Here is a 19,010-nt window from a genome sequence, read left to right on the forward strand (position 1 = left end):
CGGGAACGGTCTGTGCAAGCGCCGTCACCGTAGGACGTCTACCGGGCAGTAACAGGTACACGCTGTACCCGTTGCCCCCGCCGTCCCCTAGCTGGGGGCGCTTACCCCCACCGTTTCGGCCAGCCGCTGCGCCTCGGGCCGCAGCGCACGCGGAGCCTTTCGCCACAGCTCAGCGGCCACCCCGCGCGCCGACGGCGTGTACTGCACCGTCTCGATGCCCGTCTCGCACGCGATCTTCATGACCATCAGGGCCGCGGTGCGGTCCCCGCGCTGGAGATGCCCGCGCGCGACCTCCACCCACAGCCTGGCCTGCCGTTCTACCGACGGCATGGTCTCCGGGTCGATCTCGTCGGCCATGTTGAGCGCCTGCCCCGACCGCATCAGGTCGGTGTGCACCGACACCGCGTGGAAGTCGCAGTTGGCTCGACCGAAAACCGTTGACGGATGCACGTACGACACCGGCAGGCTCTTGGCGACCTGGTTGCCGCGCTCCCAGTACCGCCAGGCGTCGCCCTCGGCTCCCTCCCGCGCGTGCGTCACCGCCGCGTGCAGCTGGAGCGCCCCGTACACGCCACGCCAGTCGTCCGGCGCCGTGTCCAGGTGCGGGCGGAGCAGGTCCGAGGCCTCCGTCACGACCCGCAGCGCGTCCTCCGGGTACGACGTCTCCCGCAAAATGTTGCCCATGTTCCACGCCGATGCCGCGATCGCCGCCGGGTCGTCGGCGTCCTGCGCGGCCGTCAGCGCACGGTCCGCGACCACCCACGCCAGCTCCGCCGGGGCGACGTACGCCGTCGCCTGCCCCGTCAGCCGGTACACGTCCGACAGTGCTACCAGCGCACGCCGGCGGTCCTGCCCGTCGAGCGCCCGCGTCGCCGCCTCCCCGTCGCGGATCAGCCCGGGCAGCAGCGCCCCCACCTCGGTGCGGTTGTGCTCGGAGGTGTGCCACAGCCGCCATGCCTCGTCGACGCGGCCCTGGAGCCGCCCCGCGTCGGGCGGCACCTGCTGCTGCACCGACACGGCCAGCGGCCGTGTCATGACCGCCGCCCAGATCGCCGGGAGCGACGGGTGGTTGAGCCGGCCGAGCGGCACCGGCGCCGTCACGTCGCTCGCCGCGCCCGTGATGACGGACAGGTCCGGCACCTGGAGCGCGGCCGCCAGCCGCAACAGCAACGTGTACGAGTCGATCTGCCGCTCGCCGAGCTCAACCTTCTTCAACCACTCGACGCCGCGACCGCACTGCTGGGCCAGGACCGGGCGGGACATACCGCGCGACTCCCTCAAAGCCCGGATGCGCTCGCCCATGCTCAAGTCTTCGGGGAATTCCACGATGTGCCCCTCACGTCCACGATGAGCCTTCATCGCCAATGTACGGGCGTCGGCGTGCCTCTGGCAGGGCGTCAGGCATACCGCAGGCCCCGGCCCAGGGACGGGGGGCAGGGGCCTGAGGGCTTTCCCGGGTCAGCCAGCCAGCCACACGGAAAATGACCCGTCCAAGGTAACCCCGGGCACTGACAGCTCAGGTCCACTCATCCGGCGTCCGGGTGCGCCTGCGCCCAGTGCTCGGCGACCGCAGCCTCCACGCGCGCCTGGTACACCTCCGCGCGCTCGCCGGCGTGCGCGGTCAGCGCCGCGTCCAAGTCCGCGCGGTCGCCGACGGGCAGGAGGATCGGCCCGAACGCCTCGGCGCCCGGCTGCTCGTCGTGATGCCAGCCGCAGCCCAGCGGGCACGCGTACCGCACGAGCCCGAACTCGGGGAAGTCCGGCATCGGCACGATGCTCGGCGGCGCCCAAGCCGACGCGCTCGCACGCCGCGCGGCCTCTATCTCCGCCAGCACCTCCGCCGGGGTGCGGCGCGGCAGCCGTGCGAGGACCTCGCGCAGCTCCTGGTCCTCGTCGTCAGGCTCGTAAGTCATGCCCGCCAGCATCCCAGAGCGCGGCAGAGCCCCCGTCCTTCCTCCGGAGCGGGGGAGGAAGGACGGGGGCCCGTTTGGGGGGTCAGCGCGCCGGCTACAGGTACTGGCGTCGCTGCGGGTCGAGAGCCAGACTCCGCAGACTCTGATTGTCGTCGTGCGGGTCGGGCTGCGGACTGCCTGTCCTGCGGCAGACCAGCGCGTCGGGGTCGTACGACGGGACTTGCGGGCTGTACCCGTCAGGGCAGGCGGGCCCCGGCGGGCCCGCTACGCCCTGCTCGCCCGGCTCGCCCTCCGGTCCGGGCGGTCCCGGCGGCCCGGCGTCTCCCTGTGGTCCCGGCGGCCCGGCGGGACCTGCTTGACCGGCAGCGCCCGCCTGGCCCGGCTCGCCCGCGCTGCCGTCGTTGCCGTCGGTGCCGGGAGTTCCGTCGCCGCCCGGTGCCCCCGACGGTCCCACCGGACCTACGGGGCCCACGGGTCCGGCTGGGCCCGTGGGGCCCGCCGGACCGCGGTCGCCTTGCGGGCCGGACGGCCCGATCACGCTCTCGCCCGGTTCCCCGCGGCTGCCCGGCGGGCCGGCGACCGGACTCGCTCCTAGCTCCTGCACCTGCGTGGCGAGAGCGTCCCGCGCGTCGTTCGCGGAACGCAGCTCGTTGGACAAGGAAACGACCTGGACGGCGAGCCAAGTGAGCAGTACCAGGACAACGACGGCAGTGAGAGCGACCAGCCACTCGGCCCGCGGCAGCCGGACGCGAGGGTACTTCCTGCACACGCCGGTCACTTCGCCACCACCGCCCAGATCGCGATGGCCGCCGCGAGAAGCCCCATCAGGACGGGCACGATGGCCTGGTAGAGACGGGCCTGCCGGTCCTTCTCCCGGCGGTCACGTTCGTCGAGCTGGTACTTCTCGAACGCGGCCTCGATCGCTTCCCGCGCACTGATTTCCTTCTGCAACTCCTGGGACAGAGCGGCGATGCGCTGGTCGGTGTGAGCCGACTGCAGCGTGTAGACCTCGGCCGACACGAGCCTGTCAAGGCGGCTGTTCAGGCCCGCCATGCCGTCGCGGAACTCGCGGCGCATCGCGTCTACCGTGCGCCCGAGTTCACCGACGCTCAGTTGGTCATCGGGCACGGGTAGCACTCCCTTCAGTTCCCAGACGCCGCGCGGCGGACCACCGCCGGTAACCCGTCCACCCGTGGTGACAGCGCGCTCACGAGCGGCTTTGCCGGATCAGGTCGCCGACGTCGTCCGTGGGCCGGTAGCGGGGCGGGCGGGCGTAGCCGAGCAACGCACCCGCCGCGCCCTGGATCCACGGCGGGCCGCCGAACTTCTCCACCGCCCGCTCCAGCAGCCGGAACAGCAGGTAGTAGGCGCCCGCGACGAGGAGCGTCACGGCGGCCTGCGCCGTCTCGCTGTCGAGGGTGAACCCGAGGTGGGTGAGGGCGACGATGGCCCAGCCCGCGACGAGCGGAACGACCGTACGCAGTACGGACGGGAGCAGGGTTCCCACGATGGGCCTCCGATCAGGCGACGTAGTCGCCGGTGACGAACCGATGGGTGAGGGTGACGGGCGCCCCGTCCGGGGACACCGCGCGCACCATGAACCGCAGGTGACGCTCCGCGGGGACGTCCACGTTGTGGAGGAACTGCACGGCGCCGCCCGCCTGGAGCGGCAGCGGGCCGACGTCGCCGTACCCGGACTCGTCCTTGCCGCTGGTGTCGGTGGCGTAGAAGCGGCCCGTGACGAGGGTCCCCGGCGGGGTGTCGGCCGCGAACGTGAGCTGGACGTACGTGGGGCCGACCAGGCGGCGCGGACCGGAGTGCAGTACCGCGTCCTCGAACGCCAGCCGCGTCCACTCCCCCGACTTGAGCGTCACGTCGAGCGGGTTGGCTTCGTTCAGCTTGCCCAGGGTCATGCCGTCGTTCTCCTGCGGGTGTTGGGGCTCGGTGGTCGTGGTCTTGCCGGTGGCGCGCGCCACGATCTCCGGGAAGATCACGTCTCGGAACTGCCGTATCCGCGCGTCGCCCGGGCACGAGTGCGCGTTCGGGTTCCACGCGTCGAACTGCCGGTGCCAGCCGAACCCGGGGTCGGACGCCGACCGGCACAGCCGCAGCGGGATGCCGTGCTGCTGGTGCGCCCACACGCCGAGCCGGATCAGCGACTCGACCTGCGCAGCCGTCCACGGGTCCGACGCTTCCACGTTCGACGCCGTCTCCACCGACAGGGCGCCGGACCCGTCCGCGCGGAGGTTGGCCGCCGCGTTGGCGTCCGCCCGCGTCTGGGTGCCGATGTACTGGCCGATCCGGCCGTCGTACCCCACCCCGAAGTGCGACTCGAGGTTCGTTCCGTCCCGCCAGAATGCGTAGATCCGCTCGATGGTCCACGGCGCGGCGAGGCTGTGCACGATGAGCTGCGTCGGCCGGATGGCCGGCTGCGCGTCGGACTCCGGCTGAAGCTCCATTTTCGTCGCGAACGGGCACCAGGCCATCAGTCGTCGCCCCCGGCCTGCATGTCGGCGACCGGCACACCGGTCACGTAGGGGGCGGCCGAGGCGGGCACGAACGGGCCGTCCGCGTCGATCGTCAGCGTGTTGCCGGGCGTCGAGGAGACCTTCGCTCCGACGACGTACGGCTTGGTGGCGGTTCCCGCCCCGGCGACCGCCGTCTCGGGACCATCCGTCACCACACAGTGGCAGGCGCCACCGCCGCACTTGCAGCTCGCCATGAACCCCTCCGGGTTTCGAGTCGAGCCAGGCCCTGAACCATGCGGCACGCTTAGCTTACGGTTCGTCTGCCGGGGTCACGGCCTCTTCGGGCGGGTGGTAGCCGGTGAGGCGGCTCGCCACCTCGTTGGTGATCCCAGGGAGGGCCCGCAGCATGTCGTAGGCGCCGTGCGCTTCCGCCTGTTCGGCTGCCTCCTGCTCTCGCGCCCGGCGTTGCTGCTCCGCGCGGTGCGCTGCCACGGCCCCGTCGAACTCCTCCTTCGTGATCTCCTGCACGCCTTCGTCCTCGTACAGCGGCGGCGTAAAGTTCACGCCTCCCAGCATCCGCACGGTGCCGTCGGGGTTGCGGTAGTACCGCTTCGTCTCCTCCACGGGGGCGACTCCTTAGTTCGGCAGCGAGAAGACCCACGCCCGCTGATACGACTGGATCTGCGAGTAGGTGGCGCCGCCCGAGCCGCGGCCCATGGTGACGTTGAGCAGGAAGTTGACCGAGTCGCCCGCGGGGATCACCGCGCGCAGCATTCGCCCGGTCTGAGTGTGCGTCGCCGTGATCGCGCTGCTGCCTCGGTTCGCCGAGTACCAGGTGTCGTCGGTGCTGATTCCGTACATAGCGCCCGAGTTGGCCGGCAGGTTGATCTCGACGTCCAGCTCCTGCCACACCATCGCCATCGCCGGACGGCACGGGTCGACGTTCGGCAGGACGAGTGTGTAGCCGACCACGACCGTCTCCGATGCAGGCACGGCCACGTTGTTGTACGTCTGGCTGAAGATGGCCTCGTAGTAGTTCATGCGTGGCATCGGGTCGCCCCGCAGCCGCCCGTTCGCGTCGCTGTACACGCCGCCCGCCTGCGCGTCCACGTCGCACGGGAACGGCCACTCCATCGTGTTGGCCTCGACCGGGTTCGAGGCCGACCCATTACCGACCAGCCCGCGGCCGGCCGTGATCGTCGCGGACCCCGTCGGCACGAACAGGCCGTCCGACCGGACCGCAAGATTATTGCCCGCAGCGCTGGACACCTCGACGGCTATCTCGCCCGTCGCCGGGTCGTACGCGATACCGTCACCGGCCGACAGGCACTCGCGGACCTCGTCGCAGTTCGTCACCGCGCTCACCGTGAACGGCGCGAGCGCGGAGCCCGTCCCGGTCACCGTCGCGTTCTCCCCGGCCTGCACCACGCACTGGCAGTCGCCGCTTCCGCCGCACTGGCACCTCGCCATGACCCGACCCCCTCAGCCGTAGAGCTCGACGATGACGATGCCGCTGCCGCCGGGCTGACCGGTCTGCGGCGAAGCGTTGATGGACACGGCGCCGCCCGCGCCCGCCCCGTACCCGGTCGGCGGCTGCCCGGGCCCGCTCGTGCGACGCTCCTCACCGCCGCGGCCGAGGACAGAGTCGCCGCCGCGCCCGGACACGCACTGGCCTGCGCTGAGCCGGATCGAGGCGCCGCTGGCCCCGCCGCCGATGATGATGTCGCCGGTGCCGGACGATGAGCCGGCCGGGCCGCGCGCGGTCTCCAGCGCTGTCCCGGACAGCATGTTCGCGGGCCCGCCGTCGCCGCCATCTGCGGACACCAGCCCGCCGAAGCTTGATGTGCCGCCTGGGCCGCCGGCGTTGTTGTCCTGGCCGCCTATCCCGCCCTTGCCGACGACGACGGCTTCCGCCGTGCCGAGCGCGCTCACCTCGATGAGGGACTGCGCCCACGCCCCCGCAGGGGCGCCCGGGCGGGCGATCAGCTCACCCGCATCCGAGAAGGCGCCCGCCGACCCTCCGCCGCCGCCCTGGCACTGCACCCGCACCCGGGCCAGCCATGGGTAGGACGCCTTCGTGAAGCTGTACGTGCCCGGCTTGTCGTAGTAGAGGACCTTCCTCAGGCCGAGCGAGCCAGGGATGATCGACAACTCTCCATTGTCGGTGAGCTGGAAGTACGTGCCATCGGCACACGATCTCGCCACGGGACCTCACATGCTCGATTCCGTAGCCAGGCCCTCAACCATCCAGCTCCGACACCAGGGTAGCCACGCCGGTCAGGCGATCGTGCCGACCGCCGTCACATGCACCTTCACCCCAGAGCCTGCCGGTACGGCCGTCTGCCCGCCCGTCGCGACCGTGGTGGACTGCCACACCCTCATGGTGGCCTGCGTGGTGCTAACCGCCTCCAGCGTCACCCACGCCGCGCGCACGTCGGCGGGGTCCGGGTCGACGACGAGAGCGCCGATCACCGGCGGCTGCGTGAACGGCTGCTGATACACCCACGTGACGCGGCCGTCTGCCGAGGTGCTGATGATGCTCGCCGCTGGGGGCCCGCCGGGCGCACCGGGCGGCCCGGGCTCGCCGGGCGGGCCCGGCACTCCCTGAACGCCTTGAGGGCCCTGCTCGCCGCGGGGGCCGCGCTCGCCCTGGCGGCCGCGCGGCCCCGGCTGCCGCGCGGCGCGCTCGGTCTCCCGCAGCACCCCCGCCAGCGGGTTGTCGGGGATCAGCCGCATCGCCGGCCTGCTCGCCATTACACGTCCTCCACGTTCGAACCGACTGGACCGACCTGGACCTTCACCGACTCGCCGTCGCCGTCGGCCTCCACCGACAGGCCGGTCAGCTTCATGCGCTGCGCGATGTTCCGGCACGTCGCGGTGGTCGCCACATCCACACACCAGCCCGGCACCAGGTGGGCGATGTCCACGTCGGCGTCCGGTGACAGCGTGACCTCCGAGGTGTCGATGTAGACCGGCACCTGCAACGACGACGCCAGCCGCGCAGCCGCGGAGGCGTCCGCCGACGCCTGGTCGGTGATGGTGGAGTCCTGCACGGACCGCTCGATCAGCCCGTAGTACGGGTCGACGCCGCCGGCCACACCGATGATCCCCGAGCCTTCCTCGCCGTACACGTACCACTTCGTGACGACCGCGGTGCCGTCCTCGGCGACGCTCAGCCCATCGGGCAGGTCCGCGTCCGTGATCGTGCCGACGCTCGCTGACCAGTCGTCCGGCATGAGCAGCAGCTTCTCCCCGTATGCGGTGAAATCCAAGCCGGTGTCGGCGAGATCGCGAAGCTTGTCACCGGACTGCCCGATGCCCTGCGTGTACGAGCGGGACACCCGGATCCCCGACTTCGCGAGGACCTGCACGCTGTGGCCCGGGTCGTCCGGGAAGAAGCCGTCCTCGATGAGCCACTCGGCGATGTCGGTCAAATCGGTGTCCGTGAACGACTTAGGCTCGTGCGGGGAGCGCCGGTTGAGGACCGAAACGATGTCGGCGGCCGACACGGTCACCGTGCCGACCCCCCACGTCGGCTGGATGATCTGCCCGCCCCACACGTACTGCTCGTTGCGGAACACGTGCAGCCAGTGCCTCATGCCGCGCATCTGCCCGAGCTTCCCGCAGCAGTCCATGTCGGGCTGGATCGTCACGACGGCGGTCGACGCGTCGTTGAGGATGCGCCCCCACCGCACCCGGGTAAGGGTCTCCGCCTGCGCGAGGATCGACCCGCCCCGGTCGGCGATGAACGCCGTGTACTCGGCTGCACACCCGAGCCCCGCCACGGCTACAGCACCTTCCCAGCGACGGCGAACTGCACCCGCGCGTCCGGCGCGGGCGGCAGGATGCCGTCGCTCTCCAGCAGCAGGCAGTACTCCGCGCAGCCGAGGACCGGCCAGGACGGCGGCGCCCCGTCCCGCCCGAACACCGAGCCAGCCGACTGGCAGACGCCGCCGCAGTACACCACCGCGCGGCCCGTCTGCCCGTCAAGGACGAGTTCCGACCCGGCCGCCAGGAACGCGACCGTCCACTGCGCGTACGGCTCGCAGCGGTGCTTCTCGGCGACCTCGGCACACGTCAGGCCGGCGTCGACCGCGGTCCGCTCGTACAGGGTGATCGTCAACCTGCGCAGGTCGCTGCTTCCCGCGTACACGCCGATGACCGGCACGTCGTCGATCAGTCCGGGCCGACTGCTCAGGTCCAGCGCGTACGCGGCGTCGTTGACGGCGATCGCGTTGCAGAAGCACGTCACCGGCCCCGATGGGACCGGCGGCGCGGCGGGCGCGCACGCCGGATCAGCGCAGCCGTCCCCGGCCTCCACACACTTCGCGAGGCGGCACCCCGTGCAGGGGGCGCCGCCCGGCGGATGAATGCACCAGTCGACGCACGTCCCGTCGAGGTCGCCGGGCACCAGCACATCGAGCAGCTCCACCTGGTCCATGTACGCGAACGGGCTCGCGGCGGTGAGCGTGAACTCCACCTGGATGATGTCGGCGCCCATCTCGCAGGCGCCGCCCGCGCAGTTCCCGCCCCCGTTGCGGGCCGTCACCCGCGGCCCCTTCGTGAGCGCCACCCGCCGGAACGAGCGGCGGTGCTGGGCGTTGAACTCGTCCCGGGTCATCGTCCCGCCCGGGCAGCACGCGTACATCTCCACGCAGTCGCCGCCGCACTGCGAGCCGGTGCAGCCCTGCAACGCCGACTTGAGCCACTGGTACCCGTACTCGACGCCGCAGCAGGTCGCGCCGAGCAGTAGCGCCGTGAACGTCATCGCGCGGGGCTGCACCCGGGCGGGGCCGATGGCGCCGCCGCCGGTGACGGCGGTGCTGACCGACCGCTCCACCGGGTAGTCGTCGACCCCGTCGACGCTCAGCAGCAGTACCCCGGCGAACTCGTCGCTCTCCGGGGCGTCCGGGTCCCACCACGGCGCCGGCGTGTCCGGGTCGTCGGGCGTCGTGTACGGCAGCCCGTCCGGGTCGAGGACCGCCGCGGTGAGTGCCTCGCACGAGCAGATCTCCGATCCGGAGTCCAGCGGCGACCCGACCGTCTGCAAGTACTGCCTGAGGCGGGCGTGGTTGACGACCTCCACGCCGCCCACCGTCACGTAGTCGACCAGCACTCCAACTCCTCAGGTCAGGTTCGCCGTGGCGATCTGGCGGATGACGGCGCGAGCGGTCTGCTCCGGGTCGTTGGCGGCCTGCACGGTGATGTTGAAGTTCGTCGTGGCGCCGCCGACGTTGCTGACCGTTGTCATCCCGCCGGCCAGGCCCGCGCGCCCGCCGGCGGGCTGGCCCGCGCCGCTGAGGGTGCCGAGCGTCGGCTGCACCACCGGCCCCGGCACCACCGTGTTCAGGGCCGCGAGCTGGCCGCTGACCGCGTCGGCCATGCCGCGCGCCTGCGCCCGCACCGCTGCGGTGACGTCCTTCAACCGGCCCACGATCCCGACGTGCAGGCCGAGCCCGGTCAGGTCGCCGATCTTCCGGAACACGGTCGACGGCGAGTGGATCCCGAGCGCCTTGCGGATACTGGTCTGCATCGCTTTCGCGATGTCCAGCATGAGCTTCTCGATGTCCTTCTGCTGGCCCTTCAACCCGGCCAGGAAGCCCTTCGAGGCCTGCTTGCCCGCGTCGAACAAGCTGTCCGCCGCGTGCTGGCCGAGCGCGTTCGACGCGGTCACGAGCTGTCGCTGCAACGCGTTGATCTCCGCGATCGTCGTCGACGACTGGGAGGCGAGGACCGACGCCAGCTCGGCGCCCTGAGCGGGGCCGAGGCCGATGACCTGCGACAGCAGGTCGGACCGCAGCCCGCGCCGCTTCAACGCGTCTATCTGCGCGGTGAAGTTCTTCACCTGCGACACCGCGTCCTGAAGCCCGCCAAGGAGGCCCTCGCGGGTGATGTCGCCGCCCTGCGTGAGGTTCTGGAGGCTGAACGACTGGAGCGCCGAGGCCGCGGTGTCCGTCGCGAACTTGTTGGCGTCGGCAATGCGCTTGGCGAGCGCGTCGCGCTGGTTGGCGAGCGTCACCAGCCGCTTGTTGCCGTCGGCGATGACCGCCAGGAGCCGGTCGTCGAGCCGGGTGTTCTTCCCCTTGAAGGCCTGCGTGATCAGCTTGGCGATCTTCTCGGTGGTCTGCTTGATCTGGTCGACGGTGCCGGTCAGGCCGATGACGAAGCCCTGCCCGGTCCACTTGCCGATCTCGATGAACACCTTCGACGGCGAGCCGATCTTCAACACGCTCTTCGCGGCGCTGATCGCCGAGCCGACGACGTCGCGGGCGGCGTCCGCGGCGGCGCCCGCCATCGACCGGATACCGCCGATGAGGCCGCGCACCAGGTCCATGCCGACGCCGGCCAGCACCGAGCCCGCGCTGGACATGGCGCTGCCGATCCGCCCGGGCAGCGCCTGGAAGAAGCCGAGGACCTGTGAGCCCGCGCTGCGGGCCGCGCCGAGCATCGACGAGCCCGCCGACCGGAAGATCCCGCCGAGCCGGGCGGGCAGCCCTGCCAGGAACCCGGCGATCCGGCCGGGCAGCGCCTGGAAGAACGCGGCGACCGTGGAGGCGCCGCTCGAGGTGGCGCTCGCCGCGGCGGAGAGCGCCGCCGAGAACCGCGACACCAGGAACCCGCCCAGCGATGCCAGCCCGTTGTAGATCATCACGGGCACGCGCGTGAACAGCAGGATCAGCGCGCCGATGCCGGTGCCGATGGCGATGCCGGTCGCCACCAGCGCCAGGTGGAACGCCTGAGCCAGCAGCCCGGGCAGGGCGGCCAGGGCGGCGAGGATCATCCCGGGGAGCCGCTGGAAGAACCCGACGACCGACGTGAACGCGGTGGAGATCAACCCGCCCAGCATCGACAGCCCGGACACGATCATGGACGGCAGGTTCGTGATGAACGTGACGACCGACGTCAGCCCGGTGATCAGCCCGCCGAGCGCGGTCGCGATGCCCTGGATGATCGGGATGGCGACCTTCGCGGCCAGCCACGTCTGGAAGCCGAGCCCGATTTGGAGCAGCGGCGCCGCGAGTTGGATGACGAGGTCGGCCAGCGGGGCGAGCGCGGTCGCCAGTTGCAGCACCGGCGGCACCACCGGCAGGACCGCGGTGGTGAGTTGCAGGAAGACGCCGACGAGGTCGGGCAGGACCGGCAGCAGCGCGTCGACGATCTGCCCGACCAGCGGCACCAGCGCGGCGACCAGCTCGGTCGCCGCCCCGGCGATCTGCGGCAGGACCGGCTCCAGCGCGGACAGCTGGTCGACGACGGCCTGGCCGAGGCTCTCCGCGATCGGCGCCAGCGCCAGCGCCAGCTGTCCGAACGAGGTGGCGAGGGAAGGCAGCAGCGGCGCGAGCCGGGCGATCACCCCGGCCAGGGCGTCACCGATCCCAGCGGCGATCGGCGCCATCGAGGTCGCCAGTTGCACGAACGCGCTGGTCAGCGGCGGCAGGACGGGCATCAGGGCGCCGACCAGTTCCTCAATGATCGGCCCGAACGCGGCCGCCAGGGTCGACAGCACGGGCGCGAGGGCCTGCGCGAGGACGTTGACGAGCTGCCCGGCGAGCGGCAGCAGCGGCGACAGCGCGGTCAGCACCTGCGCGATCGACTCGCCGAGCGGCGCCAGGTCGATCTGCGCTAGGCCAGCGGCGAGGGCCTGCGCCACGGTGGTCAGGCTCGGCGCGATCGCAGCGAGCGCCGGGCCCAAGCTGTCGATCACGCCGACCAGGGCGGGCCCCAGGGCGGTGAACACGGGGCTCAGGGCGGGCGCGATCGCGCCGATCTGCGTGACCAGCGCGCCGAGGTTCGGCCCGAGCTGCGCCGCGATCGTCGCCACGGTGCCGAAGAGGTTCCCGATCGCCTGCTGTCCGGCCGCCGACGCAACGAACTCGCGGAACGAGCCGGTGATCTCCTGGAGGTTGTTCAGCAGCCCGCCGCCCGCGCCGTCGGCGGCGCGGAACACGTTGGCGATGATCGCGCCGACGTTCGCGGCGATCGAGCCGAGCTGCTGGAACACCCCGACCGCCGTACGGACGACCTCGACCGCGCGGCCGGACGCGGCGAACCCGGACAGGAACGTCCCGAGCTGCGCGCCGAGCTGGGCGATCGTGCCGCCCACCTGCCCGCCGAACGCCTGCGCCACCGCCGCCGCGACGTCCAAGAACCCCTTGGCGAGCGGCTGGACCACCACCTGCAACCCGGACGCGGCCTGCGTCGTGCTCTGAATGATCGTCCGCAGCGGGGCGAGGGCCTCCTTCGACGCCGCGAACTTCAAGCCCTGGCTGGCGGCCTTCCCGAACTCGCCCGCGAGCCCGGACAGCTGGGTCCGCAGCGGCAGCAGGTTCTTGATCGACGCCGTGACGTCGCCCGCGAATTGGCGGAAGAACGACTGCTGCACGGACTGCTGCAACCGCTTCAGCTGCGGCTGGAGCTGGTGGACCGCGGTGACGGCCTGCCGCGCCGCGGGGGCGAGGTTCTTCACCGCTTCGGTGAAGTCCTTCGCGTCGCTCTGGACGGCGGCTTCCAGGGCGTCGCCGACGCCGAGCGTGGCCAGCTTGAGCGTGCCCATCGCCGCGGCGGCACCGGCGATCGCGGCGGGGATCGCGGCGATGATTCCGCCGGCCGGTGCCAGCGCCGCGAGCAGCGCGCCGACGCCCTGGGCGGCCCCGGCAGCGGCGATCCCGACCGCGCCGAGCTTGAGGAGCCCGGCGAGCTGCGAGCCGACCCGCCCGGCGATCCCGCCCAGCCCGGCCAGGGACCGCCCCAGCCGTCCGGTGTCGACGTCGGCGGTCACGTTGACGTCGGGCGCACGGTGGGCGCGGACCCGGTCGTCGAAGTCCCCGAAGTCGGGGACGACACGGATCGCGATCTCCTCGCCGGCGAGCGCGGCCCGCAGCCGGGCCATGAAGTCGCTGACGTCGGGCGCCACCGGGATGTTCAGCGAGTCGATGCTGCGCAGTCCGGTCAGCAGCGCCGAGTCGAACCGGCGCAGGTCCGGCACCACGGGGATCTCAATGGCGTCGATGTGGCCGAGGCGGGTCAGCAACATCGAGTCGAACCGGCGCAGGTCCGGCACCACGGGGATCTCAATGGCGTCGATGTGGCTGAGGCCGGTCAGCAACGCCGAGTCGAAGCGGCGCAGGTCCGGGTCCACCTGGATCTGCACCTTGACGCCGCGCAGGGCGTTCTGCAGATCGTTCTTGATCTTGTTGGCGATGCCGCGCGTCGCCCGGTTCAGGGCGGCCTGGATCCGCTCACCGAGCGCCCGCGCATCGGTGACGACCCCGGTGTCATCGAGGTCGATGGTGATGTGAGCTGACCCGAAGTCCTCGTCTTCGCCGGCCACCAGGCAACCCCGCTCTCGCGTTGGTTGCCCGGCCCTGAACCAGTCAGCTGGTGCTCGCCCCTCCCCCCGGAAGGGGCGACCACGTCATCAGATTATCGGCCGCGTCCGCCCATGAGCTGCGCGTCCTCAGCGGCGAACGCCGCCAGCATCGCCTTCGCGTCGCCCACGCCCATCGCCGCCGCTCTCGGGCGGGCCGGCTGCCCGGGCGCCGCCGGACGGGGCCGGTAGCCCTTCGGCGGCGCGTACAGCTCCGCCTTGATCCGCGCCCGCTCCGAGTCGTCCTTCGCGCCCTGGTACAGCTGCACCTCGGCCGCGTTCAGCATCCGCTTCAACGGCCACTGGTGCGGGTCTACGCCCTGGAGCGCGAGATGCCCGTCCCACGACTCCCACCAGGCCGCGACCTGGGCGCAGAGCCGGAAGACGACCCAGTAGGGCGGTTACCGCCCCCGTACCACTCCACCGTGGTCTCCAGGATCTCCACGATGGCGCGGGTGGGCAGCCGCACCTCGTCGCGGAGCACCGAGCCGGGGTTCTGGTCGGCGAGCGCCCGGGCCTCGTCGACGTCCTGGAAGGAGCCGAGCGTCTCGGCGCCCTTCATGACCTTCACGGTCAGGAACGACCGCGCCGAGTCGGGCAGCATCTGCCGGGCGATGAACACCCTCAGCGACCGCAGCGTCTGCCGCAGCACGTCCGGGTCGCTGTCGTCGAGGCGCTCGAGGTCGACGCCCTTCGCCTGGTGCACCGCGTTCAGCTCCGCGTACGCGTCCACGAACTCGTCGCCGAACTGCTCGGGGACGAACTCCAGCACGTAGGGGCCGACGTTGATGGTGTGCGGGTCCTGATGCAGGGCGATGGTCTTCTGCACGGGTGATCCTCTCTCCGCTCCTTCGCCCGGCCCTCAACCAGTCAGCGCACCAGGAAGGGTAGTCGCCCGCACGGCCCGCACAGGGCCTCACCAGCGGCTCAGCGGCCCATCCGCAGGGCCCGCGCGAGGAAGTTGTTCGGCCGCGTCCCCGGGTGCCGCACGAGCCGCGTGTAGACGACGTCGCCGCCGACCTCGAACCGCAGCACACCGCCGCGGCGGCGCGGCCGGATCAGGTGCGGCCGCGTCCCTTGCACCACGTAGAGCACCGCGGGGTGGTCGCAGGTGATGACGCCCTCAAGGCCGCGCGGCCCGGTCTCGATGTGCCAGTCGACGTAGCGGCCCATCGACCCGGGCGCCTCCGCCGCGGCGATCCGTGCGACGCGCTCGGTGCGCTCACGCAGCTTCCGCTCGACGCGGCCGCCACGCAGCCGCAGGAAGCGGGCGATGCGGCCGGTCTCGATCCTCACGTCCACGCTCACGGGGTGTCCTCCGGGCACGGGTTGCACGCGGGCAGGGCAACGGTGACGGTCTGCTCGATGCCGACGCAGCCGCCCTGCGGGCCGACGGCGCGCTGCTGGCCGAGGACGAACCGACGGCCACGCCGCCCGGACGCCGTCTTCGGCAGGCAGCACAGCAGCGCGTTGTAGACGGCGAGGGCGTCCACGTGGAGGGTGCGGGCGGCGTCGGCGAGCTCGTCGCACGTGGGCGGGCAACCGTCTTCGGTCGGGCCGGGCGCGCACCGCAGCACGGTGACGACCAGCTCGACCGCGGTCACCGGCGGCGGCTGGCAGTTCCGGGCGTCGCGCACCGCCTGGTCCTGCCGGGGGAAGTCGCTGACGGTCGAGGGGAAGATCCGGGACACGTTCACCGACAGCTGCCCGCCCGTGCTCCCAGAGCAGGGGTCTTCGCAGCCGTCCCACGCGGCCGTGCCCGGGACGACGCAGCGCCGACAGTCGGGGCAGCCCGGATGCCCGGGCACCTCCTCGGCGACCTGGTCCAAGGCCGCACACACACAGCCGAGCACGGACTGGGCAAGGTCGTCGATCGCAAGCGGGCTCAGGGCCATGTCGTCACCCTCGGCTGCTTGTAGTCCACCGACCACACCCGCGACGGGGCCGGCTGCCTGTACGGGTTGACCAGCACCAGCCACTGGTCGACCTCCGGCAGCCCGGTGCGCATGTCCGCGTACATCGCGGTCCGGTCCTCGAACTCCAGGTCGACGCCCTGCCTACTCACACGCGAGAGGTTGCGGTTGCGCTGGAGGTTGCAGCCGCACGAGCCGCCGCCACAGCCCTTGACGAGGTGGCACACCAGCGCCGAGAACGCGGCGATCGCCGCCTCGTCCAGCGGCAGGCCGGTCCGGTACGTGACGCAGAACGTGCCCGGCTCCCCGCACGGCGCGGCCATGTCCTGGCAGTCCGGCCAGCAGGCGCCGTCCGCGCGGACCAGGAGGTCGCCGTTGTCGACCCGGTATGAGGCCGGGTCGAGGGTCTCACCGCCGATCTGCACGGACACGATGTCGTGCACGGGCCCGTCGAGCCGTACCTCGCACAGCTCGGTGCACGAGCAGTCCGTCTCGCAGCTGCACACGCGCGCGTTCCGCCACTTCCCGTCCCTGCCCAGGTACGGGATCCACGGGCCGGCGGTCCCCCACCGGACCGCGCCCGAGTAGTCGTCCAGGCAACTGCGGCGGCACGGCCGTACGGTCACCGGGCAGCTCGGTCCCCAGCGCCGCCCGGACGCCATCCACAAGATGCTCGTTGCGACGCGCCGCCACCTGGTGATCGTCTCCTCGCTGGTGTCCTCGGGTAGCAGGCAGCAGCTCGGGTCGAACGGCCAGAGCTCACACGGAGTTGGCTGGAGCATTCAGCGCCTCCCGAAGTCGGTGTGACACGGCGAGGCAGCCGCACACGCGGGTGCGGCTGCCTCCAGGCCCGAGGGCGCCACCCGCGGTCAGGGCGTGGCCGGCACGGGTACGGGCACGTAGTCGCACGACGGGACCGGCGGGGCCACGTCGGTGATGAAGATGCGCCGGTGGCAGGTCGGCCCGAGCGGCGTAAGCATCGGACTCGGCGCCCCGCCGGCGTTGCGGGTGACGTTGTACGGGCCCGCGCCCCAGTTGCCGCCCGCCCGGGTTGCGCCGGTCACCTGAAGCGTGACCGCTTCGCCGCCGATCTCCATGTCGCCCAGCAACCCGTTGGTGATCCACGGCAGCACGAAGTAGATCCACTGCCCGGTGGACCCCTCGTCGCAGTCCTCGCCCAGCACCTCGGCCCAGAGCTCAAGCGCGAAGCCCGTCTTGCACTGAAGGGAGCAGGTGTCGGTACCGATGACCTCGCCGGACGCGTCCAGGTACACCGGGTTGCCGGTGAGCAACTCGATCAGCTCGGGAGACACCGCGAAAAAGTTGATCTCGACGTCGAATCCGCGGAAGGTCGGGCAGCCGCGTCGGTATCCGCACACCTTGCCGTTCGCGGCCTTGTACTCGATGTCGTCGCCGTCATCCACGTTGTTGTTGAACGCGATCGAGCTGAAGCACTCGGCGACGAACGCGTTGTCGTTCCCCTGGACGGGGTTGCCGCATCGGTCGACGCGGGTCACGCGGAAAACGTCGGCCGTGGCGATCAGAGGACAGGACACGGGCCAGCTCCCTCATATTCAAAGGAGCCAGGCCCTAAACCATCCGGCGGTGAGTGAGTCTATCCGCCTGCGACCAGCGTCAAGGCGTCATCTTGTTGCAGGAGCCGAATCGTCGAGTCGCCCGGCTGCCGGGTGAGCGGCCGCCTCCGTACAGGTCATCTCGTGGCTGAGGTGGAAGGCATCACGTCATGACGTGGTCGTTGCCGCAGCCGATGCTCACCACCGCCGTGGACAGCCCTGCCCTGCCTGCCGGATGGGCAGCGGAGCCGAAGTGGGACGGCTACCGGGCCCAGCTCGCCGTACATACCGGCGGCCGCGTGCTGCTTCGTTCGAGGCAAGGCACCGACATGACGACCGCGTTCCCCGAGATCCGAGCCGCGTCCCTCGCGCAACTGCCGGCGGACACAGGCCTGGACGGCGAGCTGGTGGTGTGGGAGCAGGGCCGGCTCGCGTTCGAGCGGCTCCAGCAGCGCCTCGCGCGGCGTGGCAGCGGCTCAGCCCACGGGGCGCGGCAGTGGCCGGCGCACTACGTGGTCTTCGACCTGGTCCACGCGGACGGAACTGACCTGACCAGCTGGCCGTACGAGCGGCGACGCGCGGCGCTGGAGGCCCTGGTCGCCGAACGCCAGCTGGAACCGCCGTTGACGTTGTGCCCGTCGACGACCGATCCGGCCGTCGCGCAGGGGTGGCTGGAGTGGACGGCGGCTGGGCTGGAGGGTCTCTGCTTCAAGCGACTGAGTGACCCCTACACCGGGGGCGCCAGGGCTTGGCGCAAGTACAAGGTGCGCATCACCACCGAGGCCATCATCGGTGCCGTCACCGGCACGCTGGGGGCGCCCAGGGCGGCGCTGCTTGGCCGCTACGACACTGCGGGGCGCCTGCGGTACACCGGGCGCAGCACGACCCTGTCCGCGCATCTCGCGCGGGCCCTGGGCGACGTCCTAGTCCGGCCGGCGCACGTGCACCCGTGGGAGGGGTGGACGTTCTCGGCGGGCTGGGGAACACGGCGCATGCTGGACGTCGTCCTGGTGGAGCCCGCAGTGGTGCTGGAGGTTGCGGTCGACGTCGCCCGGGACGCTGCGGGACGGTTCCGCCACCCTGCCCGCCCGCACCGCATCCGCACGGACATCGACACGGCGCAGGTGCCGCGGTTCGGTGAGCCCGGGGCCGATTCCGCCGGGCCGTAACCCATGCGCTCAGGGAGCGTTGGGCAGGGCACGCGTGAAGATCCGAACCCCCGCGGATACGCGAGTGAGCCCCGGCCTCCCCGGTTCCGGGGCTCACGGCGTTCTCAGCGCCGTGGTATTCGAACACATCTTTGGCGCCGGTCGTGAGAACTAAGAACTGGCCGGACTGCGCTCAGCGAGCTCAACCCAGCCCGCGGCCAGCATCTGCCGCGCACCACTGCATCGGCTCAGACGAGATCGCCCGAGCCGGGCCATCGAGGAGCACACCCATCACACTTCCCGCACCGGCGGCGTAGGCCCGGTGCGGGGGCGCGTGCGCAGCCTTGAGGCTGTTACTCACTTTCGGGTGATAGCGAGGCAGGTTCCCCGGGTGGCGCGGACTGGCGACCGCGGGACGAGCGCCTTGCCCGCACTGAGCAGGCCGACCTGCCGGACCGTCAACATCGTGCATACGGGACATACATGGAGAATGCAACTGAGAGTTACTGAAACATGAGCAGCAAGTAACAGTGCTCATGTTTTGCCCTTCATTCCTGCCCGACGTGGACAAAGTGTGTGTGCGGCCAACCGGTCGCAACCCACACACCGCACCACCTCCGGGCGGCC

At 71.6% G+C, this 19,010-nt stretch carries 20 protein-coding genes; 1 reads left to right on the forward strand and 19 read right to left on the reverse strand.

Annotated elements, in window-relative coordinates; translation table 11 throughout:
- Positions 1 to 87: 87 nt before the first annotated feature.
- The 19 genes from AQJ30_RS15305 to AQJ30_RS15395 all read right to left on the reverse strand — a co-directional run bounded on the left by AQJ30_RS15305 (position 88) and on the right by AQJ30_RS15395 (position 17,178).
- Complete coding sequence (locus AQJ30_RS15305) at positions 88 to 1,359, reverse strand: helix-turn-helix domain-containing protein (RefSeq protein ID WP_079084063.1); 1,272 nt, start codon at positions 1,357 to 1,359, stop codon at positions 88 to 90.
- 167 nt (positions 1,360 to 1,526) lie between these two features.
- Positions 1,527 to 1,913 carry a hypothetical protein gene (locus AQJ30_RS15310; RefSeq protein WP_159052330.1) on the reverse strand — a complete coding sequence of 129 codons (387 nt, stop codon included), beginning with the start codon at positions 1,911 to 1,913 and terminating at the stop codon, positions 1,527 to 1,529.
- Between the two features lie 774 nt (positions 1,914 to 2,687).
- Entirely contained in the window at positions 2,688 to 3,041 is a 354-nt protein-coding gene (locus AQJ30_RS15315) for a hypothetical protein (protein WP_245726939.1), read from the reverse strand.
- Positions 3,042 to 3,120: 79 nt separating this feature from the next.
- Positions 3,121 to 3,420, reverse strand: coding sequence for a hypothetical protein (locus AQJ30_RS15320; protein ID WP_245726940.1), 300 nt, complete (start codon positions 3,418 to 3,420; stop codon positions 3,121 to 3,123).
- A gap of 13 nt (positions 3,421 to 3,433) precedes the next feature.
- The gene (locus AQJ30_RS15325; RefSeq protein WP_245726941.1) at positions 3,434 to 4,372 is read right to left on the reverse strand and encodes a peptidoglycan recognition protein family protein; all 939 of its coding nucleotides are present in this window, start codon (positions 4,370 to 4,372) and stop codon (positions 3,434 to 3,436) included.
- Positions 4,373 to 4,398: 26 nt separating this feature from the next.
- On the reverse strand, positions 4,399 to 4,635 hold the full coding sequence (locus tag AQJ30_RS15330; protein ID WP_067233728.1) for a hypothetical protein: 237 nt from the start codon (positions 4,633 to 4,635) through the stop codon (positions 4,399 to 4,401).
- A gap of 55 nt (positions 4,636 to 4,690) precedes the next feature.
- Positions 4,691 to 5,005: a hypothetical protein gene (locus tag AQJ30_RS15335; RefSeq protein ID WP_067233730.1), complete on the reverse strand. Its 315-nt coding sequence runs from the start codon at positions 5,003 to 5,005 to the stop codon at positions 4,691 to 4,693.
- A 12-nt stretch (positions 5,006 to 5,017) separates the two neighbouring features.
- Positions 5,018 to 5,851: a hypothetical protein gene (locus AQJ30_RS15340; RefSeq protein WP_159052331.1), complete on the reverse strand. Its 834-nt coding sequence runs from the start codon at positions 5,849 to 5,851 to the stop codon at positions 5,018 to 5,020.
- A 12-nt stretch (positions 5,852 to 5,863) separates the two neighbouring features.
- On the reverse strand, positions 5,864 to 6,532 hold the full coding sequence (locus AQJ30_RS15345) for a glycine-rich domain-containing protein (RefSeq protein WP_245726942.1): 669 nt from the start codon (positions 6,530 to 6,532) through the stop codon (positions 5,864 to 5,866).
- Between the two features lie 126 nt (positions 6,533 to 6,658).
- Entirely contained in the window at positions 6,659 to 7,135 is a 477-nt protein-coding gene (locus AQJ30_RS39815; protein WP_067233735.1) for a hypothetical protein, read from the reverse strand.
- Positions 7,135 to 8,166 (reverse strand): hypothetical protein, encoded by a 1,032-nt coding sequence (locus AQJ30_RS15355; RefSeq protein ID WP_067233736.1) that lies wholly within the window; start codon positions 8,164 to 8,166, stop codon positions 7,135 to 7,137. The genes AQJ30_RS39815 and AQJ30_RS15355 overlap by 1 nt, the downstream gene beginning before the upstream one ends.
- A 2-nt stretch (positions 8,167 to 8,168) precedes the next feature.
- Positions 8,169 to 9,497 (reverse strand): hypothetical protein, encoded by a 1,329-nt coding sequence (locus tag AQJ30_RS15360; protein ID WP_067233738.1) that lies wholly within the window; start codon positions 9,495 to 9,497, stop codon positions 8,169 to 8,171.
- A 9-nt stretch (positions 9,498 to 9,506) separates the two neighbouring features.
- Positions 9,507 to 13,712 carry a phage tail protein gene (locus tag AQJ30_RS15365; RefSeq protein ID WP_067233739.1) on the reverse strand — a complete coding sequence of 1,402 codons (4,206 nt, stop codon included), beginning with the start codon at positions 13,710 to 13,712 and terminating at the stop codon, positions 9,507 to 9,509.
- A gap of 92 nt (positions 13,713 to 13,804) precedes the next feature.
- Positions 13,805 to 14,035: a hypothetical protein gene (locus tag AQJ30_RS15370; protein ID WP_067233741.1), complete on the reverse strand. Its 231-nt coding sequence runs from the start codon at positions 14,033 to 14,035 to the stop codon at positions 13,805 to 13,807.
- 26 nt (positions 14,036 to 14,061) lie between these two features.
- On the reverse strand, positions 14,062 to 14,577 hold the full coding sequence (locus tag AQJ30_RS15375; protein ID WP_067233743.1) for a hypothetical protein: 516 nt from the start codon (positions 14,575 to 14,577) through the stop codon (positions 14,062 to 14,064).
- Between the two features lie 98 nt (positions 14,578 to 14,675).
- Positions 14,676 to 15,056 (reverse strand): hypothetical protein, encoded by a 381-nt coding sequence (locus tag AQJ30_RS15380; protein WP_067233745.1) that lies wholly within the window; start codon positions 15,054 to 15,056, stop codon positions 14,676 to 14,678.
- Positions 15,053 to 15,643 carry a hypothetical protein gene (locus AQJ30_RS15385; protein ID WP_067233747.1) on the reverse strand — a complete coding sequence of 197 codons (591 nt, stop codon included), beginning with the start codon at positions 15,641 to 15,643 and terminating at the stop codon, positions 15,053 to 15,055. The genes AQJ30_RS15380 and AQJ30_RS15385 overlap by 4 nt, the downstream gene beginning before the upstream one ends.
- Positions 15,634 to 16,323, reverse strand: coding sequence for a hypothetical protein (locus AQJ30_RS15390; RefSeq protein WP_245726943.1), 690 nt, complete (start codon positions 16,321 to 16,323; stop codon positions 15,634 to 15,636). The genes AQJ30_RS15385 and AQJ30_RS15390 overlap by 10 nt, the downstream gene beginning before the upstream one ends.
- Before the next feature lie 207 nt (positions 16,324 to 16,530).
- A complete protein-coding gene (locus AQJ30_RS15395; protein WP_245726944.1) occupies positions 16,531 to 17,178 on the reverse strand; it encodes a hypothetical protein in 648 nt (215 codons plus the stop codon).
- A gap of 227 nt (positions 17,179 to 17,405) precedes the next feature.
- On the opposite strand from AQJ30_RS15395, the gene AQJ30_RS15400 reads away from it, so the two are divergent.
- Positions 17,406 to 18,404, forward strand: a complete 999-nt coding sequence (locus tag AQJ30_RS15400) for an ATP-dependent DNA ligase (protein WP_067233752.1) — start codon at positions 17,406 to 17,408, stop codon at positions 18,402 to 18,404.
- Positions 18,405 to 19,010: the final 606 nt, after the last annotated feature.

Origin of the sequence: Streptomyces longwoodensis (genome assembly GCF_001514125.1) — a bacterium.
Lineage (GTDB): Bacteria > Actinomycetota > Actinomycetes > Streptomycetales > Streptomycetaceae > Streptomyces > Streptomyces longwoodensis.